The sequence below is a fragment of the Ruegeria sp. AK4 genome (assembly GCF_056541025.1).
The window spans coordinates 1-25,690 of the sequence record NZ_JBQFXS010000018.1 but is presented as its reverse complement, the minus strand read 5'-3'; the positions used below and the strand labels follow the sequence as shown (position 1 = coordinate 25,690).

The 25,690-nt window shown below is 55.6% G+C and carries 27 protein-coding genes; 15 read left to right on the top strand and 12 right to left on the bottom strand.

All coding sequences use genetic code 11. From position 1 onward, the window contains the following. Genes ACR0EZ_RS20910 through pobA form a run of 7 tightly spaced genes read right to left on the bottom strand, consistent with a single transcriptional unit; the run spans window position 1 to window position 5,449 of the window. Window positions 1-819, bottom strand: coding sequence for a universal stress protein (locus ACR0EZ_RS20910; RefSeq protein ID WP_480616624.1), 819 nt, complete (start codon window positions 817-819; stop codon window positions 1-3). A 3-nt stretch (window positions 820-822) separates the two neighbouring features. Then, on the bottom strand, window positions 823-1,659 hold the full coding sequence (locus ACR0EZ_RS20905; RefSeq protein WP_480616623.1) for a 3-oxoadipate:acetyl-CoA acetyltransferase: 837 nt from the start codon (window positions 1,657-1,659) through the stop codon (window positions 823-825). Between the two features lie 60 nt (window positions 1,660-1,719). After that, entirely contained in the window at window positions 1,720-2,340 is a 621-nt protein-coding gene (pcaG, locus tag ACR0EZ_RS20900; RefSeq protein ID WP_480616622.1) for a protocatechuate 3,4-dioxygenase subunit alpha, read from the bottom strand. A 2-nt stretch (window positions 2,341-2,342) separates the two neighbouring features. Further along, window positions 2,343-3,071, bottom strand: a complete 729-nt coding sequence (gene pcaH / locus ACR0EZ_RS20895; RefSeq protein ID WP_480616621.1) for a protocatechuate 3,4-dioxygenase subunit beta — start codon at window positions 3,069-3,071, stop codon at window positions 2,343-2,345. A gap of 50 nt (window positions 3,072-3,121) precedes the next feature. After that, complete coding sequence (gene pcaC, locus ACR0EZ_RS20890; RefSeq protein WP_480616620.1) at window positions 3,122-3,499, bottom strand: 4-carboxymuconolactone decarboxylase; 378 nt, start codon at window positions 3,497-3,499, stop codon at window positions 3,122-3,124. Next, the gene (gene pcaD / locus ACR0EZ_RS20885; protein WP_480616619.1) at window positions 3,492-4,280 is read right to left on the bottom strand and encodes a 3-oxoadipate enol-lactonase; all 789 of its coding nucleotides are present in this window, start codon (window positions 4,278-4,280) and stop codon (window positions 3,492-3,494) included. The genes pcaC and pcaD overlap by 8 nt, the downstream gene beginning before the upstream one ends. Further along, window positions 4,280-5,449 carry a 4-hydroxybenzoate 3-monooxygenase gene (gene pobA / locus ACR0EZ_RS20880; protein ID WP_480616618.1) on the bottom strand — a complete coding sequence of 390 codons (1,170 nt, stop codon included), beginning with the start codon at window positions 5,447-5,449 and terminating at the stop codon, window positions 4,280-4,282. Before pobA ends, pcaD begins: the two co-directional genes overlap by 1 nt. A gap of 98 nt (window positions 5,450-5,547) precedes the next feature. On the opposite strand from pobA, the gene pcaQ reads away from it, so the two are divergent. Further along, window positions 5,548-6,489, top strand: coding sequence for a pca operon transcription factor PcaQ (gene pcaQ / locus ACR0EZ_RS20875; protein WP_480616617.1), 942 nt, complete (start codon window positions 5,548-5,550; stop codon window positions 6,487-6,489). Window positions 6,490-6,956: 467 nt separating this feature from the next. On the opposite strand, the gene ACR0EZ_RS20870 is transcribed toward pcaQ, so the two are convergent. Next, on the bottom strand, window positions 6,957-7,823 hold the full coding sequence (locus ACR0EZ_RS20870) for a helix-turn-helix transcriptional regulator (RefSeq protein WP_480616616.1): 867 nt from the start codon (window positions 7,821-7,823) through the stop codon (window positions 6,957-6,959). Between the two features lie 109 nt (window positions 7,824-7,932). Here ACR0EZ_RS20870 and ACR0EZ_RS20865 point away from each other — a divergent pair, with 109 nt between their 5' ends. Genes ACR0EZ_RS20865 through ACR0EZ_RS20830 form a run of 8 tightly spaced genes read left to right on the top strand, consistent with a single transcriptional unit; the run spans window position 7,933 to window position 16,279 of the window. Then, complete coding sequence (locus ACR0EZ_RS20865; protein WP_480616615.1) at window positions 7,933-9,372, top strand: aldehyde dehydrogenase family protein; 1,440 nt, start codon at window positions 7,933-7,935, stop codon at window positions 9,370-9,372. An 18-nt stretch (window positions 9,373-9,390) separates the two neighbouring features. After that, on the top strand, window positions 9,391-10,677 hold the full coding sequence (locus ACR0EZ_RS20860) for an ABC transporter substrate-binding protein (protein ID WP_480616614.1): 1,287 nt from the start codon (window positions 9,391-9,393) through the stop codon (window positions 10,675-10,677). Window positions 10,678-10,686: 9 nt separating this feature from the next. Then, window positions 10,687-11,418: an ABC transporter ATP-binding protein gene (locus tag ACR0EZ_RS20855; protein ID WP_480616613.1), complete on the top strand. Its 732-nt coding sequence runs from the start codon at window positions 10,687-10,689 to the stop codon at window positions 11,416-11,418. Then, window positions 11,415-12,128, top strand: coding sequence for an ABC transporter ATP-binding protein (locus ACR0EZ_RS20850; protein ID WP_480616612.1), 714 nt, complete (start codon window positions 11,415-11,417; stop codon window positions 12,126-12,128). Before ACR0EZ_RS20855 ends, ACR0EZ_RS20850 begins: the two co-directional genes overlap by 4 nt. Then, the gene (locus tag ACR0EZ_RS20845) at window positions 12,125-13,015 is read left to right on the top strand and encodes a branched-chain amino acid ABC transporter permease (protein WP_480616611.1); all 891 of its coding nucleotides are present in this window, start codon (window positions 12,125-12,127) and stop codon (window positions 13,013-13,015) included. The genes ACR0EZ_RS20850 and ACR0EZ_RS20845 overlap by 4 nt, the downstream gene beginning before the upstream one ends. After that, window positions 13,012-14,013, top strand: coding sequence for a branched-chain amino acid ABC transporter permease (locus ACR0EZ_RS20840; RefSeq protein WP_480616610.1), 1,002 nt, complete (start codon window positions 13,012-13,014; stop codon window positions 14,011-14,013). The genes ACR0EZ_RS20845 and ACR0EZ_RS20840 overlap by 4 nt, the downstream gene beginning before the upstream one ends. Before the next feature lie 9 nt (window positions 14,014-14,022). Further along, window positions 14,023-14,802, top strand: coding sequence for a coniferyl-alcohol dehydrogenase (locus ACR0EZ_RS20835; protein WP_480616609.1), 780 nt, complete (start codon window positions 14,023-14,025; stop codon window positions 14,800-14,802). A 31-nt stretch (window positions 14,803-14,833) separates the two neighbouring features. Beyond that, window positions 14,834-16,279 (top strand): aldehyde dehydrogenase, encoded by a 1,446-nt coding sequence (locus ACR0EZ_RS20830; RefSeq protein WP_480616608.1) that lies wholly within the window; start codon window positions 14,834-14,836, stop codon window positions 16,277-16,279. A gap of 200 nt (window positions 16,280-16,479) precedes the next feature. Here the strand turns inward: ACR0EZ_RS20830 and ACR0EZ_RS20825 are convergent, their stop codons facing one another. After that, complete coding sequence (locus ACR0EZ_RS20825) at window positions 16,480-17,181, bottom strand: GntR family transcriptional regulator (RefSeq protein WP_480616607.1); 702 nt, start codon at window positions 17,179-17,181, stop codon at window positions 16,480-16,482. Window positions 17,182-17,324: 143 nt separating this feature from the next. On the opposite strand from ACR0EZ_RS20825, the gene ACR0EZ_RS20820 reads away from it, so the two are divergent. The 6 genes from ACR0EZ_RS20820 (at window position 17,325) to ACR0EZ_RS20795 (ending at window position 23,528) form a co-directional block, all read left to right on the top strand. Then, window positions 17,325-18,278: a hydroxyacid dehydrogenase gene (locus ACR0EZ_RS20820; protein WP_480616606.1), complete on the top strand. Its 954-nt coding sequence runs from the start codon at window positions 17,325-17,327 to the stop codon at window positions 18,276-18,278. Between the two features lie 36 nt (window positions 18,279-18,314). After that, on the top strand, window positions 18,315-19,265 hold the full coding sequence (locus ACR0EZ_RS20815; RefSeq protein WP_480616605.1) for a tripartite tricarboxylate transporter substrate binding protein: 951 nt from the start codon (window positions 18,315-18,317) through the stop codon (window positions 19,263-19,265). Window positions 19,266-19,349: 84 nt separating this feature from the next. Further along, window positions 19,350-21,305 (top strand): tripartite tricarboxylate transporter permease, encoded by a 1,956-nt coding sequence (locus ACR0EZ_RS20810; protein ID WP_480616604.1) that lies wholly within the window; start codon window positions 19,350-19,352, stop codon window positions 21,303-21,305. A gap of 59 nt (window positions 21,306-21,364) precedes the next feature. Beyond that, window positions 21,365-21,871 carry a sulfopyruvate decarboxylase subunit alpha gene (gene comD, locus ACR0EZ_RS20805; RefSeq protein ID WP_480616603.1) on the top strand — a complete coding sequence of 169 codons (507 nt, stop codon included), beginning with the start codon at window positions 21,365-21,367 and terminating at the stop codon, window positions 21,869-21,871. After that, window positions 21,868-22,422: a sulfopyruvate decarboxylase subunit beta gene (gene comE / locus ACR0EZ_RS20800; protein WP_480616602.1), complete on the top strand. Its 555-nt coding sequence runs from the start codon at window positions 21,868-21,870 to the stop codon at window positions 22,420-22,422. The genes comD and comE overlap by 4 nt, the downstream gene beginning before the upstream one ends. A 2-nt stretch (window positions 22,423-22,424) precedes the next feature. Then, window positions 22,425-23,528 (top strand): alpha-hydroxy acid oxidase, encoded by a 1,104-nt coding sequence (locus tag ACR0EZ_RS20795; protein ID WP_480616601.1) that lies wholly within the window; start codon window positions 22,425-22,427, stop codon window positions 23,526-23,528. Between the two features lie 208 nt (window positions 23,529-23,736). On the opposite strand, the gene ACR0EZ_RS20790 is transcribed toward ACR0EZ_RS20795, so the two are convergent. The 3 genes from ACR0EZ_RS20790 to ACR0EZ_RS20780 all read right to left on the bottom strand — a co-directional run. Then, window positions 23,737-25,002 (bottom strand): cytochrome P450, encoded by a 1,266-nt coding sequence (locus tag ACR0EZ_RS20790; protein WP_480616600.1) that lies wholly within the window; start codon window positions 25,000-25,002, stop codon window positions 23,737-23,739. A gap of 47 nt (window positions 25,003-25,049) precedes the next feature. Then, window positions 25,050-25,400, bottom strand: a complete 351-nt coding sequence (locus tag ACR0EZ_RS20785) for an antibiotic biosynthesis monooxygenase family protein (protein WP_480616599.1) — start codon at window positions 25,398-25,400, stop codon at window positions 25,050-25,052. Window positions 25,401-25,412: 12 nt separating this feature from the next. Next, a partial coding sequence (locus ACR0EZ_RS20780; RefSeq protein WP_480616598.1) for a nuclear transport factor 2 family protein occupies window positions 25,413-25,690 on the bottom strand: 278 nt, incomplete at its 5' end.

The following is a 25,690-nucleotide window of genomic DNA, read 5'->3' as shown; positions in this document are numbered from 1 at the left end:
TTAATGTGACATGAATACCGGAACGTTGGTACCAGCGATCACGTCGGTGGTCGCGCCACCGAAGAAGTCGTGGGAAAACTTGCTGTGTTCGTAAGCACCCATGACAATCAATTGCGTCCCCAGTTCCCGAGTTGCGTCCAGTATTGTTTGACCGACGGAGTGTTGTCGGGGACGGATGATCAGATCAGCATCAATTCCATGTCTTCCGAGGTTCTTGATCAATCGGTCGGTGCCGTCCGGGGCCGATTTGCCCACACAGAGCACCGTTACTTTGGCTTTTTCCTCAAGGATCGACATGGCGTCACCTAGGGCGCGAGCTGCCGAACGCTTGCCATCCCATGCGACGACCGCGTGGTCCGCCAATCCCTCTTTTTCGTAGTCGTCAGGAACGATCAGTATCGGGCGTCCACTGTGCAACGCAATCACGTCCGGGTGCGCCGCAAGATGGGTTGCCGACATCTCGTTTTCGGGAATACCCGTGACGATCAGGTCGTAACTGCGCGCGAGTTTCCCCAATGCCAGGTCTTCATTTTCTTCAATCTCAACAAATTCAGCGCGTTCTGTGAGACCTTGTGCAGCGGTTTCGCTGTTAAAACTATCCGAAACGTCCTTGATCCTGGCCATGTCGATATCATGCATGGTTTTTATGACTTCGCTCGGAATCTGGCCACCGAAGCGGGTTTCCAGAACGGGGCGCCCGTGTCGCACGACTCCGGTCAACCAACCGTCGTGATGCTTGGCGATCTTGATGGCATAGCGCAGGCTGCTGATGGCGGTGTCTTTGCCGTTATAAGTGCAAAGGATGTTTCGAGTGCTCATCGGTCAATCTCCGACTGGTGAAAGCTGCAAAATCTCTCTGGCCTGCTGCCACGTTGCGACGGGCCGCTCGTAACGGTCGCAGAGTTCGACAGTACGTCGGACCAGGGCAGCGTTGGAAGGCGCAAGGGTATCGCGGTCGAGCCGAACGTTGTCTTCCAGCCCGGTGCGGGTATGGCCGCCAGCGGCGATCGACCACTCGTTCACAACGATCTGGTTCGGGCCGATCCCGGCGGCACACCATTCGGCGTCTGGTGCTCGGTCTCGCATGGATTTCACGTAGAAATCGAACACATCGCGGTCGACGGGCATGGCGTTTTTGACCCCCATCACGAATTGCACATAGAGCTTGCCGGGAAGGAGACCTTCATCGTGCATTCGAATGGCTTGAAGAATATGGCTGAGGTCAAAGGCCTCGATCTCGGGGGTTACCTTGTGCTGGCGCATTTCACCCGCGAGCCAGTTCACAAGATCCGGCGGGTTCTCATAGACGCGGGTCGGGAAATTATTCGATCCCACCGATAGCGACGCCATGTCGGGTGCCAGCGGCAGCATCCCGCCCCGGGCCTGGCCGGCTCCGGACCGCCCACCGGTTGAGAACTGAATGATCATGCCGGGGCAGTGCTTTTCCAGCCCTTCTTTGAGGCGCGCAAAATTTTCGGGGTCCGAGCTTGGTGTCTGATCTTCGTTGCGCACATGTGCATGCACGATCGAAGCCCCAGCCTCAAAAGCTTCGTGCGTGCTTTCAATCTGTTCTTCCACGGTGATCGGAACGGCCGGGTTGTTGGCCTTGGTCGGAAGCGAACCGGTAATGGCAACGCAGATGATGCAGGGTTTGGTCATGGGGCAGCCCTTGTTGATGGGCCCGCCATCTGGACAATGTCAGAAGGCGGGCCGGCTGGTTCAGATGTCGAAGAAGACCGTCTCGTCTTCTCCCTGAAGTTTGATGTCGAACCGGTAGACCACTTGCCCGTCACGCTCGGTTCGTTTCGCGATCAGAGTGGTGCGGCGACGTTCCCACTCAATCAGGTTGAGAACCGGATCGGTAGCGTTGGCTTCGGCCTCGTCGTCGAAGTAAAGGCGCGTATTGAGGCCAATATTGATGCCGCGGGCGACGATCCACAGGTTGATGTGCGGTGCCTGAGTACCGACGTTGCGACCCTGGGTTGGACCTGGTTTGACTGTGTCGAAGCCCCATTCTCCGGTTTCGAAATTGGTAATTACCCGACCCCAGCCGCGGAACCCTTGCTCGACGTCACCACCACCTTCGGGGTGGGCGTAATTGCCATCGGTGTTGGCCTGCCATGCTTCCAGAAGCACGTCCTTGACGGGGCTGCCTGTTCCGTCGATCACAACACCTTCAATGCGCACGCGCTCGCCTTTGGCGTTTGACCCAGCGATGTCCCAGCCAAGTTCTTGCTTGTAAATATCAAATCCTGCTGCCCCTGGGGCGAGTCCTATATGGACGTAAGGCCCGGCCGTCTGAGATGGGGTTTCTTTCAGATAGTTCAGTTCCTGTTTCATGATCAGTTCCCCTCCAGTCGGTTTTCGAACAGGGTCGAACGTCGGCCCCTAAGCACAATGTCGAACTTGTAGGCGATGGTATCGAGCGGAATGGTGGCATTCAGATCCAATGGTGCGATCAGGCGATCGATCGCGTCTGGGTCGGGAATGGTATTGACGATCGGGCATTTGTGGATCAACGGGTCGCCTTCGAAATAGCACTGGGTGATCAGGCGCTGCGCAAACCCGGTGCCGAAGATTGACATGTGAATGTGCGCTGGCCGCCAACTGTTGACCCAATTGCGCCAGGGGTAGGCGCCGGGTTTGACGGTGCGGAAATAGTAATAGCCGTCCTCGTCGGTCAGGGTCCGGCCACAGCCGCCGAAATTCGGATCAATCGGCGCAAGATAGGTGTCCTTCTTGTGTCGATAGCGACCACCTGCGTTGGCCTGCCAGGCCTCGACCAGCGTATTCGGAACCGGGCGGCCGTTTTCGTCCAGAACTCGACCGTGCAGAATGATCCGCTCACCGATAGCGCTCTCACCGGGCTGGGCATAGTTGTAGATCAGGTCCTTGTCCAGCGGGTCTATATCTTTGTGACCGAAGACCGGACCAGTAATTTCGCTGACCGAATTTTGCAGCGAGATCAGCGAGTATTGCGGCGACCGCGACACGCTGGTCTTGTAATCACGCGTAAGGGCAGGGGGGTGCCACTCGCGGTCCCGTTGATAGAACTCTCCTGGTTGAGGCATAATCGGATGGCTCCTTTTGGCTTGATTTGGGACGTTCGCGCGCTTCCCAGTTAATTCTGTTCCATTTCGTCGTAGGTTTGCTTGGCCAGCTTCAGCGCGTGGTTGGCACGCGGAACGCCGGCATAAATCGCCACATGCTGAAATGCTTCCAGCACATCTCGTTTGCTAGCGCCCGTGCGCGCCGTTGCCCGGACATGCATCGGAATCTCTTCGAAGTTCCCCATTGCCGCCAGCAGGGCTAGCGTCAGCATCGAGCGATCGCGGTCGCTGATTCCATCCGAGGCCCAGACTGTACCCCATGCGCTTTCGGTGATCAGAGTCTGGAACGGTTCGTCGAAATCGGTCTTAGACGCATCGGCACGGTCGACATGGTCGTCCCCAAGAATTCTGCGCCGTACCCGCATGCCCTGTTCAAATTTTTCAGACATAGCCAAACTCCTTTAGGTAGTCGGCCAGAAGGCTGGCAAACTCCCAGGGTTTCTCGACGCAAGGCAGATGCCCCGCGTCCTTGATTTCCACGTATCGGGCTTGCGGCACCAACTCTAAGGTCGCCCGGACCACATCAGGCGGGCAGGCACCGTCTTCGCCTCCACCAATTCCCAAAACGGGCAGGCGCAGCTGAGCGGTACTGTCCGTTAGATCGACCTCGGCGATGGCTTGGCAGCAGCCGATGTAACCGTCGACGGGCGTGCGCGTCAGCATATTGCGCCAGCCTTCAACTTCAGACTGCCTCCGAAACGCAGTGCTGAACCAGCGATCCAGAATTGGATCGGCCAGCGCTTCGATCCCGCCTTGCTTCAACGCTATGATGCGATCGCTCCACATCTGTGCTTCGCCCATTTTGGCTGCGCTATTGGACAGAATCAGAGTGCGAACCAAGTCCGGTCGGCGTGCGGCCAGGCCTTGGCCGATCATGCCACCAATCGAAAGGCCGACAAAGACACAGGACGTGATGCCGAGATGGTCGAGCAACTGTTCAGTGTCTTGCGTAAGTTGTTCCATCGTGTAGGTGCCCGCGGGGCAGGACGACAGCCCGTGCCCACGTTTGTCGAACCGGATCAGGCGGAGTTCAGGCGGCAGGCGATGCACAATCTTGTCCCAAACTCGCAGGTCGGTGCCCAGCGAGTTGGCGAACACAACGGGAAACCCATCGGGGTTGCCGTCCTCGCGCCAATGCAGCCGCACGGTATGAAGATCCGCCACCTGCATCAGTAGGGAAGGCCTACGTAATTCTGCGCAAAGACCGACTGCGCCTCGCGGTTATCCCGCAAGAAATCGATATCTGCCCTCTGCATCTTGAGGTCGAATTCATTTTGGTAAGGGAAGCGGTGCAACAGGTTGGTCGTGGACCAGCTGAAACGCTCGGCTTTCCAGATGCGCGCCAACGCCCTTTCCGAGTATCGGTCAATACCTTCGCTGTCGCCTTCCTCGTAGAATTGTACGAGGCCATTATAGAGGTAGTGAATGTCGCTGGCCGCGGTGTTCAACCCTTTCGCACCGGTCGGGGGTACGATGTGGGCGGCATCCCCACACAGAAAAAGGCAACCCCAGCGCATGGGTTCAGTCACGAAAGATCGCAATGGTGCGATTGATTTTTCTATAGAAGGACCGGTGACCAGCCGTTCCGCATATTTTGCGGGAATGCGTCGCTTGAGCTCAGTCCAAAAGGCTGCGTCCGTCCAATCGCCAGGACTATCGGACAAGGAACACTGGATGTAATACCGGCTGAGACTTTCATTACGCATTGAACAGAGGGCAAAGCCGCGGTCTGAACAAGCATAGATCAGTTCTTCATGTACCGGCGGGGTTTCGGAAAGAACCCCCAGCCAGCCGAAGGGATAGAGTTTTTCGTATTCACGCCGTACGGTCAGGGGAATAGTCTGGCGGCTGACCCCATGGAAACCGTCGCACCCGGCAATGTAATCGCAGTCAATGCGATGCTCGGTTCCGCCCGTCGTGTAGGTCACATAAGGCGCATCAGTATCCGCACCGTGAATGGTGACATTGTCAGTGTTGAAGACAATCTTGCCACCCATCGCTTCCCGGGCGTCATACAGATCGCGGGTCACTTCTGTCTGTCCATAGACCACGACGTGGCTACCGGTCAGGTCCTTAAAGTTGATGTCGAACTCGGTGTCACCGAAGGAAATCACGGTGCCGTCGTGAATAAAGCATTCTGCGTCCATGCGTTCCGACACCCCGGCCTCGCGCATCAGGTCTACAAAGCCGGTTTCCAGGATACCTGCGCGAATACGGCCCAGCACATAGTCTTTTGTCTTCCGTTCAAGGACGACTGTATCAATGCCTTTTCTATGGAGAAGTTGGCTGAGCAGAAGCCCCGATGGGCCACCGCCGATGATAGCGACTTGGGTGCGCATGGCGATCCTCCAAAAATCCTTGGAACAGATATTGCTTGCCAAAAACGTCAATGTAAAATGATCTTGTGTGCAATTTGATTTCTAAAAGTGGAAAGTAAATGGTAGATCGTCGTATCAAGTTCCGACACATTCAGTGTTTTGTTGAAATCTGCAGAGAGCAAAGCCTTAAGAACGCGGCGGAAAAGCTCTTCCTGACGCAGCCCGCGATTTCCAAAACTCTGAAAGAACTGGAGGAAATCCTTGGCGCGACCTTGCTAACTCGGAGTCGGTCGGGAGTGGCTTTGACCCGGCAGGGCGAGGTTTTCCTGCACTTTGCCGAAATGTCGTTGGCGGCGTTGCAACAGGGTTTGTCGGGCGTTGAACAGGCCGGAGCGAGCGGTACAACAGAACTGTCAGTGGGTGCGCTGCCGTCGGTGGCGGCGCGTCTGATGCCGGCAGTGGCGACCGAATTCCATGAGTTGGCGCCAAACACCAGCCTGAGCATTATTGATGGTCCGCACGGGTATCTGCTGGAGCGGTTGCGTCTTGGCGACATCGAATTGGTTATCGGTCGTTTGGGGCGACCGGATTCCATGCAGGGAATTTCCTTCACTCACCTTTATGAAGAGCGCGTCGAATTCGTGGTACGCGCCGGCCATCCGATCCTATCGGCACCCGATCTCAATAGGATCAGTGAGTGGCAACTGTTATACCCACCGGAAGGCTCGGCCATCCGACCACTGGTCGACCGTTTCCTGATCGCGCATGGCGTCGGTGACATTGCTAACAAGCTGGAAACCGTCTCGGGCGCCTTCGGCCGTGTCTACACCCGACACTCGGATGCAATCTGGATCATCTCGGCCGGTGTAGTCGCCAATGAAATCGCCGATGGCCATCTGGTCGCCCTGCCGTTCGATACTTCCATCACCAAAGGGCCAGTTGGACTGATGTGCAGACCCGATGAGGTGCAATCACCACAGGCACAAGTGTTCAGCATAGCGCTACACAACGTTTTGGAACGTTTGGAACTTGGAGGTCAGCAGAGTGCGTTATCAAAGTAGTTCACCAAGATACCGTATCAGCGCATAGGTAGCGTCCCTTTTGCAGTTTGTGAAATCAATGGTTGAATACTTGCTAAAGGCGTCAATCGGGTTGTATTCCGACTTCTCGATCCAGCCATTTGCAAAAGGGGGGTCGAAACTGAATAACCTCCTGCTGGCGCGGTCATAGCGCAAACGGTTCAACGCTACCTTGCGAGTATTGGGTTGCTGGCAATGCGCGGGGCTATTGAAACGGTTGCCCTTCCGATTGGTCGACGGATTGTAAACTCATCGGACGCGATTTGGTTCAATTCACGTGGGGTTGTAGCGGATAAGTTGGCCTTGGGCACATTGGTCGCGGTCCGCTTCAGCTCGCCGTTGCTGTCCGGACCGTTGGAACCAGCTATGCGCGTTCCTCGCCGATCAGCATGGAACGTAGTGTGCTCATCGACTGCCTTGGAAGAACAGCTGCGTCTTTGTGATCTGCGCTATGGCCAGTCCGCAAAGCCCTGCTTAAGAGCTCCGAGATCTTCATTGTCGGGTCGGGAAACAACGGCACGATATGATCCCGGCGACATTTCTGTCCTGCGTTTGAAAAAGTGGCTGAACCGGGTTGCGTCAGCGAAGCCAAGGTCCGTCGCTATCTTCTTGAGCGGGTGCCCCGATTTTTCGAGCCTGACCTTTGCTTCTGCTGTCAGCCGTTCATGGACCAGCTCAGCGGGGCTTCTGCCGGTTTCACGCTTACAGATTCTGTGCAACCGATCATAATCGATGCCCAAATCTTTTGCGTAGTCGGCCACGCGCCAGTGCTCCCGGTAATGGAGTTCAACCAAGTGCCGAAACCGGCGAAGAATGCTGGTTTTCTCTGCGGCGAAATCTCCTTGTTCCGGCCCATGGACACGCAGCGCCTGGATCAGAACCAACCGGATGTAGGCGGCCAGACTCATTGGCGACTGGGCTTCTGGGTCCTGGAGTTCCGATTGAAACCAGTCAAGCAATGCGTCCACCTTTTGCATGGCATCAGGCTCTTTGAGCACGACATCAAAAGGCTGCTCGACAAGCATGCGCAAGTGTACAGACTCTGCTCTGGCACCTAAAGCATCGGAGACTAGGGATTCACTAAGGCCAAGAACTTTGATCTGAGAACCCGCGCCTGCTTCCAACGCTGGAAGCTGTCCAGGCGGCCAGTAGCACAATGCTGGTCCGCTGATTTCATGGTCTCTGTCCCCGCAGATCAAAACGCCTGTTTCAAGCATCAGGAGCGTTCCGAAACCGGCCGGGAAACGGATTCGGATCCGGCGTTGGTGCAGAGCTTCAGTCTGCTCATCCAGAACAGCGTAATCGGAAATTTCCATCATATATCCCAGAATTTCACAATGAATGCCCAGATTATCGCATATAATGTGGAAATCCAATGCCCATAATAGTTAACGGGAGGGCCAGGCATGCCTGGCAGATACGCAAATGAGCGACACACTAGGAACACTTCAACCGATCGCGACGCGGAAGATACAACGCCAAAGTCCGGTCACAGGCGAGGATGCCAGTCAAGAAAACGCCGTTCAGGTTGCATTCTGCAAGAAGATTGCCGGGCGTGCAGCCGCAGCATTTCCCGAATGGTCTCAGAAAAGTGCACTGGAGCGTGCGAATCTACTTCGGGCTGCGTCGGGAGAAATTCTAGCGCGAAAATCCGAGTTCATCGCCACACTCATCGATGAGATTGGCGCGCCTTTGGGGTGGGCAGAGCACAATGTGGAATTCGCTGCGGTGATGCTCAGGGAAGTTGCGTCATATGCTGATGAGGTCAACGTCACAGAAAAGGTTAAAGACGCCGAAATCGCCTTTAGCACTGCGATTCGGGTGCCTTGCGGAGTTTGCCTCGGTATAGCGCCATGGAATGCGCCAATCATTTTGGGCGTGCGGGCCGTCGCCGCACCGCTTCTCTGCGGGAACACGGTCATCCTGAAAGGCAACGAGCTCGCACCTCAGACATATCGAATGATCGGCGAAGCTTTTCATGCTGTCGGCATCCCGGACAATGTGCTGCAGGTTGTTTTGACTGTCGCTGAAGATAGCGAGGCCGCAGTTGAAGCGCTCATCCAATCCCCCGTAATCCGTCGGGTGAATTTCACTGGCTCAACGCGTGTCGGAATTCGGGTAGCCGAGCTTTGTGCAAAGCACCTCAAGCGCCCGTTGTTGGAGCTGGGTGGTCAAGCCAATCAAATCGTGTTGGAAGATGCGGACTTGGATGCGGCGGCCCAAGCAGCGGTTCTTGGGGCCTACACTAATCAAGGCCAGATTTGCATGTCGACTGAGCGCCTTATCGTTGTCGACGAAGTGGCTGATGAACTCGTCAACAAAATCGAGCAGCTTCGCAGCGCGCTTACGGTGGGGGACCCCAAAGAAAACAGTGACATTGGACCTGTCATCTCTGTAGCAGCGGCGGAACGTCTGTCGCACCTGATTACCGACGCTGTCACCAAAGGCGCTCAGCTCGTGGGTGGCGGCACCATGCGAGGGGCGTATGTCGATCCGACCCTGATTGATGGTGTTGAAGCCAATATGCGCATCTATCACGAAGAGGTCTTTGGGCCGCTTCTGTCGGTGACACGTGTTTCCGATGAAACGGAAGCCATCACTATTGCAAACGACAGCGAGTACGGCTTGTCAGCAGCCGTTTGGTCAGAGGACGAGGCGAGAGCTTTGTTCGTCGCACGTCAGCTGCACAGCGGAATCTGTCACGTCAACCGAGCAACGGTTGGTGACAATCCACACGCCCCATTCGGAGGCGTGAAATCCAGTGGGTATGGCCGCTTCGGCGGTCGCTGGGCCGTCCAGGAGTTTACGGAACTTCGCTGGATCACAAGCCCGTCTGAACCACCGCCGAAAGGCAAGCTGTCATAGAATATGGAGGAGTAAGTTATGACATTCACCCTAACTCGCCGTCGATTGCTCGCTGGCGCTGGTGCCGCGATCGGGACCTTTACGCTTGGCCGCACTGCCGCTTTTGCACAGTCAAACGACACGCTGAAAATTGGCTTCATCAGCCCTATTTCTGGTCCTCTGGCCGGGTTTGGTCAGACTGACGGCTACGTCCTGGAGAAAGTCCGAGAGGCGCTTGCAGGGGGTGTCACGATAGATGGGACTGGCTACGCAGTTGAAATTCTGGATCGCGACACGCAATCCGATCCCGCGCGTGCCGGCCAACTGGCCCGCGACCTGATCAACAACGACAACGTTGATATCATGATCGCGGTGTCCACGCCGGAAACCATCAATCCGGTGTCCGATGCATGCGAGTCTGCGGGCGTTCCCTGCATCTCAACCGTCATGCCGTGGGAAGCTTGGTACTTTGGCCGTGGCGCAAAGCCTGGCGAACCTTCCCCGTTCAAATATGGCTTCCACTTTGGCTTTGGGGTCGATGAGTTCTACCGGGCCTATATCTCCCAATGGGACCTGATCGAAACCAACAAGAAAGTTGGTGTGATGTACCCTAACGATGCGGATGGTAACGCGATCCGCGCCGCGCTCGCACCGAAACTGGCGGAAGCCGGATACGAAATCGTCGACCCCGGTGCCTATGAGACCGGCACGTCCGATTATTCACAGCAAATCCGCATGTTCCGCGACGCAGGTGTTGAGATCTTCAATTCCTTCCCGATCCCACCGGACTTTGCCGCATTCTGGCGTCAGGCCGCCCAACAAGGTCTGCACCGCCAGGTGAAAATTGTTCAGATAGCCAAGACTGGGCTGTTCCCGTCCGACATTGAAGCGCTCGGTGGCTTGGGTGCAAACGTCGCTAGTGCGGCTTACTGGCACTGCGATTTCCCATACACCTCACCCGTGACCGGCTTGAATGGCGCGGCACTTTGTGACGGGTATGAGTCGGCAACCGGTCGCCAATGGACACAACAGCTTGGCGCAAGCTTGTCGGCCTTCGATGTGGCCATGGCTGCGTTGAGTGCTGCAGGCAATCCGAAAGACAAGGAAGCTGTGGCGGCTGTCTTGCCCACGCTGAAAGCGGATACCATTGGTGGGGTCGTCGACTTCAACACTGGTCCGGTTCCAAACGTGGCTTCGGGCCCAATTATTGGAACCCAGTGGCAGGCTTCGTCAGATGGCAAGCATCAGTTTGACTATGTCATCACCGAGAACGCGACAGATACCAATGTTCCGGTGGCTGGCACGCTGAACCCTTACAACGGTTGAGGCGAGAACATGTCAACGCAACCTTCCGTACTGCGCTCGGACGGTATTTCGATGTCGTTCGGGGAATACAGGGTCCTCAAAGACATATCGCTAGACTTTCATGTCGGTGAGATCGTTGGGATTCTAGGTCCAAATGGGGCTGGCAAAACTACCTATATGAATCTTCTGACAGGTGCGCTGAGACCGACCAGTGGATCAGTGCATTTGATGCAAGAAGACGTCACGGGGTTTGATACTGCGGAACGTTGCCACAGAGGGTTGGGGCGCACGCATCAGGTGCCCCGACCATTCCTCGGAATGACCGTCTTCGAAAACGTCCTTGTGGCTGTTGAACACGGGCGATCCGAAGCTCCAGAGGACGCCACAGCTGCCGCTTGGGAGGTTCTTGAAGAAACTGGGTTGGCGCATGTTGCAAATCGGCGCGCCGAAACTCTGGGACTTTTGGATCGAAAGCGGCTCGAACTCTCGCGCGCTTTGGCCACCGATCCGAAGGTGCTTCTTCTGGATGAGATTGGGGGTGGTCTGACGGATACCGAGGGCGATGCTTTGGTTGCATTGGTCCGCCAGATCCACAGCAGGGGTGTCACGATTATCTGGATCGAGCACATCATGCGCCTGCTTATGGAAACCTGCAGTCGTCTGGTCTGTATGGCCGGGGGAGAGGTGATCGCTGATGGCGAACCTCAGTCTGTCATAGACTCGCCAGCAGTGCAGGTCGCTTATTTTGGAGCAGCAGCATGAGTACTCTGGAAGTTAGAGACATTGTTGCCGGTCATGGTCAGCTTCAGGCTGTCCATGGGGTATCGTTGACTGCCAAGCCCGGTGAAATGACCTTTGTGGCCGGTGCGAATGGGGCAGGGAAGACAACACTCCTGCGCAGTATCGCAGGCGACCATAAGGCCACGTCAGGCACAGTCGAACTGTCTGGTGTAAATATTTCGGATTTGTCGGCTCATCACCGCGCGCGGTCCGGACTATCACTCGTGCCTGAAGGGCGACGCTTGTTTCCGCAGATGACAGTACGTGAAAACCTCATGCTGGGTATGTCCACCAGCAGGGAAGGCCCGTGGACTGTTGAGGCAATCTATGAAGCCTTTCCGAACCTGACCAAACTTGACCGGTCCCCGGCTGGAAAACTGTCGGGCGGCGAGCAACAAGCTGTTGCCATTGGCCGCGCGCTCATGGGTGATCCGATGGCAATCATGCTGGATGAAGTGTCTCTGGGGTTGTCACCTGCTGCAGTTGAACTGGCCTATGACGCGCTTAAGAAAGTGCGGGACATGGGCTTGGCCATTGTGGTGGTCGAGCAAGACCTGTCGCGCACACTGCAAACAGCTGACGACATTCTTGTGATGTGCGAAGGCCGCGTGACCCTGCACGCAAATCCGAAGGAAACAACGCTGGAACATATGGCATCTGCCTCGTTTGGGCATGAGGAGGGTGAATCATGACTTCTCAACTGATCAACGCCATACTGCTGGGCGGGTACTACACGGTCTTGGCCATTGGTTTGGCGTTCATGTACTCGGTCATGAACGTCATCAACCTCGCGCATGGTGCACTCATTGTGCTGGCTGCCTTTGGGCTGCTGGTTCTTGGGGCAACCCTTTCGATACCGCTTTATGTTGCCATCGTGATCATGATTGGCGTCATGTTTGCTCTGGGTCTTGTTCTGCACCGTTTTGTGCTGTCGCGGGCCTCAGCGGGGGGCGAGCTTCTGCCGCTCTTAGCTACGTTTGGGCTGGCAATCATCTTGGACAACCTGATGTTTCAGGCTTTTGGTGCGGACAGCAACTCACTCGCGCCCTTGGTCGGAGACTTGTCATGGGCCTCCTTCGAGCTTCCCGGCAACATATTCATCGGCAAGATCAGCGTTTACATTCTGATTGCTGCTGTCCTGACGATTGCAACATTGGAATTGATGCTGAACAGAACCGATCTCGGGCGGCGCATACAGGCGACCAGTCAGGATCGCGCAACAGCGTCGCTGCTTGGGATCGATACTGGCCGCACGCTCGCAATCGCGACCGGCATTGCATTGGCCACCGGTGTATTGGCTGCGGCCGCCTTAGGCCTGCGCAGTGCTTGGGGTCCTTATGACGGCTCGGCCCAGCTTCTCTTTGCATTTGAAGCCGTCGTGATTGGCGGACTCGGCTCGATGTGGCGCGTTATGATCGGTGCCATGATCTTGGCATTTGCCCAATCGCTGGGGGCCATGGTGCATCCGCAGGGCTTTCTGATCTGCGGCCATCTGGCTTTTCTTGCAGCTGTGTTTTTCAGACTACGCGGCAATGGTTTCAGCCTGACAGGCCTTCTTAAGCGGGGAGCAGCAGCATGAGCACCTCATCTCAATTGATCGTTTCGCGCGGCGGAATGACCGCAAAGACAACAATGGTCATCATGATCGTGGTAGCCGTCGTATTGGCTTCTACGCCGTGGCTCTTCGGGGTCGGGGGGAGTGGACGCGCCGTGGCACTGCTGGTCTATGTTCTGCTGGCCGTCATGTGGAATGCCCTAGCTGGGTTTGCGGGTCTGGTTTCTATCGGACAAACGCTCTTCTTCGGTACCGCCGCATACATCACGATCCGCCTCGCAGATGCCGGTTTGGATCCCTATCTCGCCATATTCGCGGCCATAGGGTTCGGTGCAGCTCTGGGGTGGGTCACATCTCTCTTTATGCTTTCGTTGAAAGATGGAGAATTCGCCATTGGCATGTGGGTTCTGTCTTCTTTGGCGCATCTGTGTGTGAACCTCGATCCACTAATTCAAGGTGAGACTGGAACATCACTGATCTCCTTAAATGCCTATGACATTGAAACGCGCAGCATGATCACGCTGTGGCTGGCACTGGCGATTACAATTGCTGTCTTTGTCATCCTGGTGCTTTTGCTGCGCAGTCGGACGGGTGCCGCGATTACTGCAATCCGGGATGATGAGATCGGGGCGCGTTCGGTCGGTGTGAATGTCATGAAAACGAAACGGCTGGTTTTCGTGCTCGCGGCTGCAGGGACAGCTGCGGCAGGGGCGCTCTGGCTGGCGTCTGCGACCAACTTTCAACCACGCGCCTACTTCGGAGTGCATTGGACAGCCTACATGTTGTTCATGGTGCTGGTTGGCGGGCTGGGGCGTATCGAAGGTGCCATCATCGGGGCAGTACTTTTCTTCGTGATCGAAACGTTTTTTGCAGCCTACGGCGCTTGGTACCTCGTTGGTCTTGGGGCAGTCGCGGTGTTTTTTGCGCTCTTCCTGCCAAAAGGTCTTTGGGGCTGGCTGGGGCCCAAGCTGCCCGGCGAGGCGATCCCGACCGGCTACATCGTCGAAAAGTCCAATTCATAGGAGCAAGTTATGTTCAAAGGAAAGACAATCATCGTAACGGGCGTGGCTTCGGGTATTGGAGCGGAGACAGCGGTACAATTGAAAGAGCAAGGCGCAACGGTTATCGGCGTTGATCGCAATGCGCCTTCGGTGGAACTGGATGCGTTTCATCAGGTCGATCTGACAGATGAAGTTGCAGTTGATGATCTCATCGGCAAGCTGAAGGCCCTGAAGGCGGACGGTCTGGCAAACATCGCGGGCGTGCCCCCAACAGCACCGCCAGCAGTGGTCATCACGGCGAATCTTGTGGCTCTTAAAAAGCTGACGCTCGGGCTGATTGATAGTTTGGCGGACAATGCATCCATCGTGAATCTTGCTTCTCTCGCCGGTATCGGTTGGGAAAATGAAGTCGCCAAGATAAAGGCCGCCGAAGGTTTAGAGATTGGCGATGTTCAGAGCTTTTGCGATCAGAACGGCATCAATTCCGATAACAGTTACTTCTTCGGCAAACAGGCACTTGTTGCTTGGACACACGAGAACCGCTGGACCTGGCGAGATCGTGGAATCCGCATGAATGCAGTCAGCCCCGGACCTGTGGACACGCCGATCTTGGGGGATTTTCTGGAAACCCTGGGCGATCGAGCCGAGGAAGACATGCGGATCATGGACCGTCCTGGCACAGCCAAGGACATCGCGCCCGTGGTGGTGTTCATGTTGTCAGACGGGTCGGCCTGGCTACGCGGCACCAATATTGCGAGCGATGGGGGCATGCGGGCCAACATTGATGCAACCAGCAACGGTTTGGCTTGAGCCAGCCCTTTCTAAGTTTTTGGAGGACGACATGAAGATTTCCATGTTGATCAATGGTGAAGATGTTGAAGCCGAAGGTGGCAAGACATTCGAACGGTCAAACCCGGTTTCAGGGGACATTGCGACGGTAGCTCCGGCTGCGTCGATGGCCGACGTCACCAAGGCGGTTGATGCGGCAGCCGCAGCTTTTGTGACATGGTCCAAGACCAGCCCGGCAGACAAACGTGCGGTCTTGTCCAAAGCGGCAGATGCACTTGAAGCAAGTACCCCGAAGATCATCGAGGCGATGCAACGCGAAACCGGCGCAACCGCCGTCTGGGCCGGGTTCAACTGTATGTTGGCTGCCGGGATGCTGCGGGAAGCCGCGGCGCTGACGACGCAAATCTCGGGTGAAGTCATCCCGGCCAACAAACCGGGTACCCTTGCGATGGCGCAACGCAAACCTTTAGGTGTCTGCGTGGGCATTGCGCCGTGGAATGCACCGGTCATTTTGGGAACGCGTGCCATTTCGACAGCTATTGCCTGCGGCAACACCGCAATTCTGAAAGCGTCCGAGCTTTGTCCCGCCGTTCAATTGGCGATTGGAGAAGCATTCAAAGATGCCGGCGCACCAGCTGGTGTTCTAAATGTCATTACCAACGCCCCCGAAGATGCGCCCGAAATCGTAGGGGCCTTGATCGATGATCCGCGCGTACGCCATGTGAACTTCACTGGCTCGACTGAGGTCGGTCGAATTATCGGCCAACGCGCAGCCAAGAACCTCAAACCGGCACTTTTGGAGCTCGGCGGCAAGGCACCTTTGATCATTCTCGACGATGCCGATCTTGAGGCCGCTGTAAACGGGGCTGCATTTGGTGCGTTCATGAATCAGGGCCAGATTTGCATGTCTACGGAACGGATCATTGTGCATGAAGGCATCGCCGATGCTTTCGTCGATGCACTGGCCCAAAAGGCAGCCGGCCTTCCAGCTGGAAAACCCACAGAAAAGGTGGTTTTGGGGTCACTCGTAAATGTGGCCGCAGCCGAAAAAATGGATGAATTGGTTGCAGATGCCAAGTCGAAGGGTGGGTCTGTGATTGCTGGTGGTGGAAGGGACGGCACTATTGTCGAAGCGACCTTGATCGATGGCGTTTCGTCTGACATGAGGATCTATCGCGAAGAGAGCTTTGGCCCGGTCAAGTCTATCATCCGGGTGAAGGATGACGACGAGGCAATCCGTGTGGCGAACGATACGGAATACGGCCTGTCAGCAGCGGTTTACGGCAGCGACATCAATCGCGCGCTTTCGGTCGCGGACAGGATTGTATCAGGCATCTGTCATATCAACGGGCCAACGGTATCAGATGAGGCGCAGATGCCTTTTGGTGGCGTGAAAGACAGCGGCTACGGTCGGTTCGGCGGCCAGGCCGGGATCGACTCTTTCACATCGGTGCGTTGGGTCACTATCGAGGATCCTCACCAGCATTTTCCGTTTTAGGTGTGAGCAATCACACAGAACGCTTTCACCGCATGGCAAAGGATCGATGCGTATGATCGACACATCCGCTACACCAATGAAGCGATCCACACTTGCACCGCTGTCCAATGCACGCAGAAGTATGAGCGTGGACAATTGCGCTGTGCCTGGTGATTTTGCCGACACGAAATCGATGCTGCTGTGTCCGACGTGGAAAACGTTTATTCAAGTCCAGCTGAATAATGCGCATTTTTGGTGAAATAGACGTTGGTGCGAATTTCGACCGTTCTGTCAAGAAGATCCAGGCTCTCTCGCTTTCCTATGATCACGGGGGTAGTGGCGTCGAGCTCGTAAGGTGCGGCTCGCTTTGCACCCAATATCTCAGCCCAAAGCCGTTCTTCTGCCGAGATGATTACACAGGCATAGGCCTGTTGGAACATGACATACATCGCGTTTGGCAACGGTGCGCGATCCTGGAGGCCGGGGAAAAGCGGTACGGGGACGATGCTTTCTTCCAGCGTGATCGGCTCATTCCTGAAGGTTCGATACCGGGAGATGACAAACACGTCTTCTGGTGTGCCAAAGAGTATTTTTTTTTCGGTCTTGGTTGCCTTACGCCTGACAACCTTTTCGTCAGCGAGGTCAGGAATCACCTGATTGTTTTGATGATCGCGCAATCGATAGAAATTGAACAGCGAGTCTTCGGGGGTTTGAAGGGTCACAAAGGTGCCTTTCCCCTGCCGCCGCTGAACAATCCCTTTTTGTTCCAACAACGAAAGCGCCTTACGAGCCGTCCCCTGGCTGACATTCAGGCGCCTACCTATTTCGAACTCATTTGGAAGAATCGATCCCGGCGGAAACTCACCACCCGCGATAAGTTCCAGGATCTGATCGTAAGCAGTCTGATAGAGAGACTTGTTCAATGCGGCACCTTTTTCAGGAGCGTACAGGAGTCGGTCACTAGCAGCAATATTGTATCTTTACTCTTATAAAAGAATAATAGTATAAGACTCAAAAATGCAGAGTCGCTTGCCTTCTTGAAGCCCTGCTATGCGGAGGAATTTAAGTGGCAAAGGTCCTGGTCACGGAGTTCATGGATGAGGCCGCCTTGGGAGGCTTTGAGGGCGACGTGAAAGTGATCTACGAGCCTTCACTTGCGGAAGAGAGGGAACGGCTGCTGGACCTTATCGCGGACGCCCACGCGGTCATTATACGAAACAAGACCCAGGTCGATCGCGAACTCTTGGACCTTGCTAAAAACCTTATAGTGGTCGGGCGTCTTGGTGTCGGGTTGGACAATATCGATCTCAAGGCCTGCGAAGAGTACAACGTTGTTGTCAAGCCAGCGACTGGTGCCAATGCGATTTCGGTTGCTGAATATGTGATCTGCACTGCCATGACCCTGGTGCGCGGGGCCTTTCAATCGACGGATCACGTGATCTCTGGCGACTGGCCGCGAACCGATTTGTCGAAGGGCGGGGAGCTCTTTGGACGCACCATCGGATTTTACGGCTTTGGCATGATCGCGCAGGCGATTGCACCACGGGCAAAAGCGTTGGGCATGTCATTGGCTGCTTATGATCCGTTTCTGCCAGCCACTCATCCCGCCTGGGAGAATGTGAAGGCCTGTAGCGCTGAAGACCTTCTTGCGACGTCAGATGTGCTGAGCCTGCATGTGCCCCTCACGCCGGAAACAAGAAACCTCATCGGTGCGCATGAAATCGATCAAATGAAGCCGGGTGCCGTTTTGATCAACACCTCCAGGGGGGGCGTTGTTGAGGAGAACGCAGTCGCGGCGGCGCTATTGGAGGGTCGGCTTGGCGGTGCGGCACTTGATGTTTTTGAAGCCGAACCCTTGCCTGCAAAGGCTGCCGCAGTCTTCGCCGATGTTCCGAACGTTATTCTGACGCCGCATATCTCGGGCGTCACAGAAGAAGCCAACATTCGTGTCAGTGACGCGACCGTGCGCAACGTCGCAGCTGTTCTGAGGGCCCAATCAACAAGCAAGATCGGTGTCTAGCCGACGTCCAATTCTAACAATCAGGGAGGAAATCTGATGAAACTGAAGTCCACACTTTTTGCCTTAGTAATCGCCGTCACAGGCGGTGCAGTTGCAGCGCAAGAATTCCCATCTGGAAGCGTTGATTATGTAATCCCATTTGGTCCGGGTGGTGAATCCGATATCACAGCACGTTTTCAACAACCCTATTTCGAGAAGCTGTTTGGAGAACAGCTTGTGGTGTCTTACCAACCGGGTGGCGGAGGCGCTGTGGGGTGGTCTCAACTCAATGGCATGGCGGGCGATGGCTCGGTCATCATGGGGATCAATCTGCCCCATATCATTGTGAAGCCGAAACAGGGAGATGTGGGCTTTCAGACCGAGGACATCGCTGCCGTGCACATGTTCCACTACACGCCCGATGCGATTGTTGTGCGCGCTGACAGCCCATTCCAAACGTTAAGTGATCTTGTTGAGCATGCAAAAGCCAATCCGAAACAGGTGATCTTCTCGGGTTCCGGCAAAGGCTCTGCCAATCATCTGGCCCAAGTGCAGTTTGACGCTCTAGCTGATATCCAGACCACCTATGTCTCTTTCAAGGGAACCGGTGCGGCGGTGACTGCGCTTCTTGGTGGCCAGGTGGGCGCTGAATGGGGCTATACAACTGTCGGTGCTGCTCAGGGTGATGCCGTGCGCATGCTGGCCGTGGCAATGGAAGAACGCCACCCCGCATTCCCCGATGTTCCCACCTTCCGCGAGCTTGGGTATGACCTTGTGTCCGGTGCATATCGCGGTGTCGCCGTGCCGAACTCAGCGTCGGAAGAGGTGCGCCAAGGCGTTGCAGATGCCATTGCTGCGATCAACGCCGATCCCGATTTCCAAAAACAGATGATTGATGGCGGCTTTGCTCTTCTGGACGTGAGCTATGGCGAGTCCATGGATGCTTTCATGTCTGAAAAGGCATCTGGCTACATCGAAGCGGCTAAGAACGCTGGAATCATCGAATAAAATTGACGTTCGCGGACCCCGCTCTGATGCGGGGTTCGCGGAATATGCGCCGACATCTGGTTGGGGCTTAGGGAGGGATTCTGGATGTTGGATTTTCTTTTAGGTGCATTGTCACCGCTCAACATTGTTTTGGCACTCTTCGGTGTTGCTGCCGGAACGATTATTGGCTCAATTCCTGGTCTTACCGCCACGATGGCCGTTGCGGTGCTTGTTCCGCTTACGTTCACAATGTCGCCGGAAAGCGCGCTCATTCTGATGGGAGCGATTTACACCGGGGCAATATACGGGGGTGCATACGCGGCAATTCTTCTGAATACACCCGGGACCCCGTCAGCCATCGCGACAACTTTCGATGGCTATCCCATGGCCAAGCGCGGCGATGGCGACCTTGCTGTCTCTGTCGCGTGCCTCTCGTCAGTTGTCGGCGGGTTGGTCGGGGCGCTTGCGCTGCTGATGCTTGCACCTCCTCTTGCGGAAGCAGCGCTGGCGTTCGGTCCGGTTGAATACTTCTGGCTCGCGATATTTGGCTTGTCACTGATTGCAGCCCTGTCGACCGGCGATTTCTTCAAGGGCATGATTGGCGCGTGTTTCGGATTGCTGATCTCGATGATCGGCATTTCCGAAACGTCTGCCGAGGTCCGTTTTACCTTTGGCACCAATACGCTGCTCGGGGGCATTGAAACCGTCTCCGCGCTGATCGGACTATATTGTATTCCAGTTCTGATCGACCTTGTGGCCAATCCGGGCCGCCACCTAAAACCAGCTGAGCAAAAACGTGGTTTCCGTCTGCCCGAAGCCACGGGGATCGTTCTGAAAAATAAGATCAACGTACTACGCAGTTCGGTCATTGGCACTATGGTCGGTGCCTTGCCCGGGGCAGGGGGATCCATCGCTGGTCTGGTGGCCTATTCAGAGGCCCGCCGCGGCGGCAAGGGTGAAGAGAAGTTTGGTGAAGGCAATCCGGGCGGTATCATCGCCACAGAATCTGCCAACAATGCCACTGTGGGCGGCGGGTTCATCCCTACGCTTGTGCTTGGCATCCCCGGCACGCCGCCCGATGCTGTCATTCTTGGCGCGCTTCTGGTGCAGGGCGTTCGCACAGGCCCAAGCCTATTCTCGGGAGGCGCAGACATTGTCTATACCTTCATTTTCGGTTTGCTGCTCGCAACGATCTTGATGTTGCCTGTGGGCTTGTTGATCGGCCGCTTCGCATATGGTGCCATTGTCCGGGCGCCCAAGGCAGCGCTGGTGCCTGTTGTGGCATTCATGACCGTGATCGGCACCTTCGCCATCCGCAACAGCGTCTCTGACATTGGTATCATGATCACGCTTGGCATTGTGGGCTGGATCGCTTCAAAGCGTGGGTTCTCAGTGTCTCCAATTGTTCTCGGCCTTATCCTGGGACGCATTGCGGAACAGGGATTTGTTCAAAGCTGGACCATTGGGGATGCCATTGGCGATTTACCCGGCCAGTTCTTTGGACGTCCATTGTCGATGGTCATCATCGCATTGACGCTTCTTAGCTTTCTCTATCCCTTCTGGCCGCAAATCAAACGGCTGGTCTTGCGGTCAACGACCGATCCGGTTGTCGACCGTGACCCCGCACCGAATGCGGTAGTTATGAAGGACCTCGCCGGTTATGTCGTTTTTGGGGTAATCAGCCTGCTGGTGATCACGCAATCGGCCAGCCTGAACGCCGAGGCTGCTGTGTTCCCCAGAACAATTGCTATTGGAATGCTGGTTCTTGTCGCGCTGGCGATCCTGCGGTTGTTCCTGACGCGCCATGTGACAGACGTGAGCGTCGAAGGATCGAAAGTGAGGATGATTGCGATCCCCATCATCATGCTCGCGGCTGTCGCCTTGATTGCGCCTCTGGGCTTCAAGATCGCTGCGATCCTGATGGGCATCGCCCTTATCATTCCAGCCCAATACGAATCCTTTTCTCCCAAAGGTTGGGGCGTCCTTATCGCTGGGGTTGTCGGGACGATCTTCGTCTTCTCGACACTCTTCAGCGATGTTCTGGGCGTCCCACTCCCGTGAATTCAAACCCTTCCACTGCCCAATACGGGCTCGAACCTTCATTGAAAGGCTGGCACTACATGAACATTGACAAGAAGATCGCGGATGATCTTGCCGCCAACGATGTCTCTTTTGTGACCACCGTCCCGTGCAAGCAACTGGCTGGTGTGATAGAGGAGATAGACCAGAGGGATGATATCTTTCACATCCCCTCCAACAAGGAAGACGAAGGCATGGGCCTGTGCGCCGGTGCCTTCATGGGCGGCAAGCGTCCCGCGATCATCATGCAGAACACAGCAATAGGTGTAACGATCAACACCCTCGCCACGCTCACGCAGTACTACCGGCTACCGCTTCCCATGATCATCTCCTACCGAGGCGAACTGCGCGAGCCGGTGGCCTGTCAGGTGGAGATGGCGGTGCACACCAAAGCGCTGCTCGCACAACTCAACATTCCCACCTATCACTTCCATTGGCAGAAGGACGTCGATGAGTTCGACAACATCCTCAAATACACCTTCATGTGCAACAAGCCTGTCGCGATCCTGACGGACGCCAACTTCTGGGGAGGCTATGGCGACCAATGATCCGCTCTGAAATTCTTAAGGAAATCGCCCCGATCCTGAAAGACCAGTTGATCGTCTGCAACATCGGCATTCCAAGCCAGGAGCTGCATGCAATCCTGGACCAGCCAAGCAACTTCTACATGCTGGGTACCATGGGATTGGCCTCCTCCATTGGTCTTGGTGTGGCTCTGGTGCAGGACAAAAAGGTCATCTCTATTGACGGAGACGGATCGGTTCTGACCAATCTGGGAACGCTGCCCACAATTGGCAACAACATGCCGTCCAACTACATCCTGATGATCATCGACAATGGGTCTTATGGCTCAACCGGGGACCAACCCACATATACTGGAAAAAAGACAGACCTTGCCGCGATGGCCCGTGCCGCAGGGTGCGACAACGTTGTCGAAGTTCAGGACGTGGACACAGGTCGCGCATTGAAGGACGCGTTGACCGCCGATGTGGGAACTGTCATGGTGGTCAAGTGTGACAGCGGTAACGCTAAGATGCCGGTCATCACGATGGACCCGGTTGTGATCAAGGACCGCTTCATGAAAGCGGTTGCGGACTGAAAATGGGAGCTGCCGCGCACATCCATTCCGCTGAAGATGCGCGGCGGCTGGCCAAACGGCGCCTTCCTTGGATGGTATTTGACTATATTGATGGCGCAGCCGGATCAGAAACTGGTGCGGCGCGCAATCGTGCCGCGTTGGATGCCTGTACCTTGCTTCCACGGATACTGCGGGACGTCAGCCAACGTTCACTGACAACAACAGTGTTCGGACAAGAAGTAGGCCGACCTTTCGGTATTGCTCCGATGGGCATGTGCAACCTCTCTGGCCCCGGCGCTGATCTGATGTTGGCGCGGCTGGCGGCCAAACATAAGGTGCCACATGGCGTTTCCACGGTGGCTTCCACGCCAATGGAGAAAATCATTGAGGTGGCCGAAGGCAACGCCTGGTTTCAGCTTTACTTCAGCGGCGACGGATCAGGCACGTTCAAGCTTGTAGAAAGGGCAAAGTCGGCCGGCTATCAGACGTTGGTGCTTACCGTTGACGTGCCCGAAGTGGGTCGTCGCCCGCGCGAGTTGCGGCATGGCTTCAAAATGCCCTTCAAGATCGGCCCCCGCCAGTTCGTCGATTTTGCCCTGCATCCGCGTTGGTCTCTCACATCCCTGGCTGCGGGCAAACCACAGATGGCAAATTTCGAAATGGAGGGTTTTGAGTTCGACCGAACCGAAAGCCGAGCGCGGGCAACATGGGAAACGCTGGCGCGTTTGCGGGAGGTTTGGCCCGGTAATCTCGTGGTCAAGGGCGTGCTTGATTGTGATGACGCCGTGCGTCTCAAGAACGATGGCGTCGATGCGATCCAGATCTCTAGCCACGGCGCACGACAACTTGAGAGCGCGCCATCTCCAATTGAAGCACTGGCCCAGATCCGCGATGCAGTAGGCGCAGACTATCCACTGTTCTATGACTCCGGATTGCGTTCAGGCGAAGACGTCTTGAAAGCCCTGTCCTTAGGTGCGGATTTCACATTATTGGGGCGCATTCTACAATTTGCCATCGCTGCTGCGGGAGAAGCAGGTCTTAACCAACTTTGGAGCGTCCTCACCGACGAGCTGAGCATCGGATTGGGACAAATGGGCTGCAGAGCGATTACTGATGTCCGCAAATAGGTAACCAGGAACGGCGAACTTCTTCTCGAAGAACCGAAGAGAGATTGTTTGTTTCGGCTAACCGGATCACAGCACTCCAGTAGCTCGAGCAAGGGAGGTGAACCAAATTCTTCGCCCCAGTTGCTTTCGTCCCAAACATCACGCATGACCTTACTCAAGATAGATCGGCCCCGGCATAATTCACACAATTGAGCTCACCTGAGCTGACTTAGGCGCGTCTGCATGAGATAGTAAGTGTGGCAAGACCGCGGTGTTCATGGCCGGGTTCCCAATTCGGCTCTTCTTCAAGCGTAATCTTGGAAAACTGAGCGACAAGTTCTACTAGAGCGGCCGACATTTCCATGCGCGCAAGTTGCGAGCCCGGGCAGGCATGCATACCGGCTCCAAATGAAAAGCTACGCGGACGTGATGATCGCGAGATATCGAAGAGATGAGGATCCTCTACGGCTTCGGGGTCACGGTTTGCGCCCGGGACTAATGCATAGGCCACGTCGCCTTCGCGGAATGACAGTCCTTTATACTCAAAGTCTTCTGTAGCCTGATGTGGGATGGCCCAGGGCAGAGGTGAATACCGCATCCCCTCATCGACGGCGCGAAGCGCGAGCCCACTATCGCCGCTTAACTTTTCCAACTCAGAAGGGTTTTGCAAAAGCAGCAGCAATATAAGCGGCAATTGCGTGCGGGTGGTATCAACACCGGCTGACGCCAGCTCGGCCGCAAGGTAGACTATCTCGTCTTCACTCATCCGATCACCATCGATTTCAGCGAGGATCAATTCGCTGAAGAGGTCATCGCCGGGAGCTTTCCTTCGTTCGGCAAGCAGTTTCCGCAGGTACTCATGGACTTTTCTGTTTGCGTCTTCGACCTCGGCAATTCCGACACCGGTCTGCAAGGCATCGAGTTTGCGCCCGCCCACCTTGATCCAGTCGTTCAGGCCTTCAACGCCATCGTAAGGCACACCAAACATGGGCCCAAGCACTCTACCGGGCAGGGGATCAGCAAATTGGTTACAGAAATCAACAGGTTCATTTTCAGGGAGGTTCGCGGCCAGTTCGCGGACGATCTCAGAGATTGCCTCGCGCATGCCTTCCACAATTCGATCCCGGAGCGCGATCTTTACGAGACGTGATAGTCGCGCATGCTCGCTCCCATGCATGTTGAGAAGTTCGTGGTTGATGGCTTTGGCGAGGTAGGGGCTCTTTGTGTCATCAATGCCTTCAAAGTGAAACCGGAACGTGCGGCATTTGAAAATCTCTTGCACATCTTCCTGATTGTAGAAAATGCGTCCGCCATCGGGTGTTAGAGCATAGAACGCTTGCTCCCTGAGTTTTTCGATTGTCCCGTAACGATCTTCTTTGAATTCATCCGCATTCAAAGCGATTGTAACTGGCGATTGAGGCATGGCGCTTCTCCCTGTTTTTTGAGTTTTGCTCTGCCAGCTTAGGGTGTGGCGCAGCCTTCCGCTTTCACTCAAAAGAGCCCCCTGAAAGAATTCCGGGGGGGGCTCTCGTTTTGTGTGTTTCAGCGCGCGAGTTCGTAGCGTGTCATCGACATGGTGTTGGCGTCGATCATGCTCATGAACTTCTCGGCTGCTGGCGCAGAGGCAAAGCTGTCCATGGATGCTTGCGCCGCCTCCGCGCTTTCCCAATTGACGACAACCGCCCATTTGCCGTCTGCGAAGGCAGCTTGCCGGGAGATGAAGCCAGGCTGTTTACTGACGTACTCGTCCTCAATGGCCTTGTCGACCGGTTCGAACGCTTGAGCTGAAACACCTTCGGCGAGGTTCATTGTCACAATCTCGATTACACCAGTTTCTTGAGCCATAGCTGTGCCTCCTAGCATCATCATCAGGGTGATCAGGAATGCTCTCATGTTCGCCCCCGATCAAAACTTGCCGTTGTCATGAGCCATTTCCGCAGGGATATCTGCGATCACGTCCCAATGCTCAACGATTTTGCCGTTTTCGACGCGGAACAGGTCATAGAAGGCCGTCGGCTTGTCGGCAAACGTGCCCTCAGAGGCGGTGAAGACAAAGTTGCCCTCGGCCACAACAATGTGGACTTCCGAGTATATCATCTGGATGCCTTGCTCGGCCATGCCAGCGAGTGCCGCACCCAAACCGTCCAGGCCGTCAGCAATGTTGCTGTTGTGCTGGATATAGG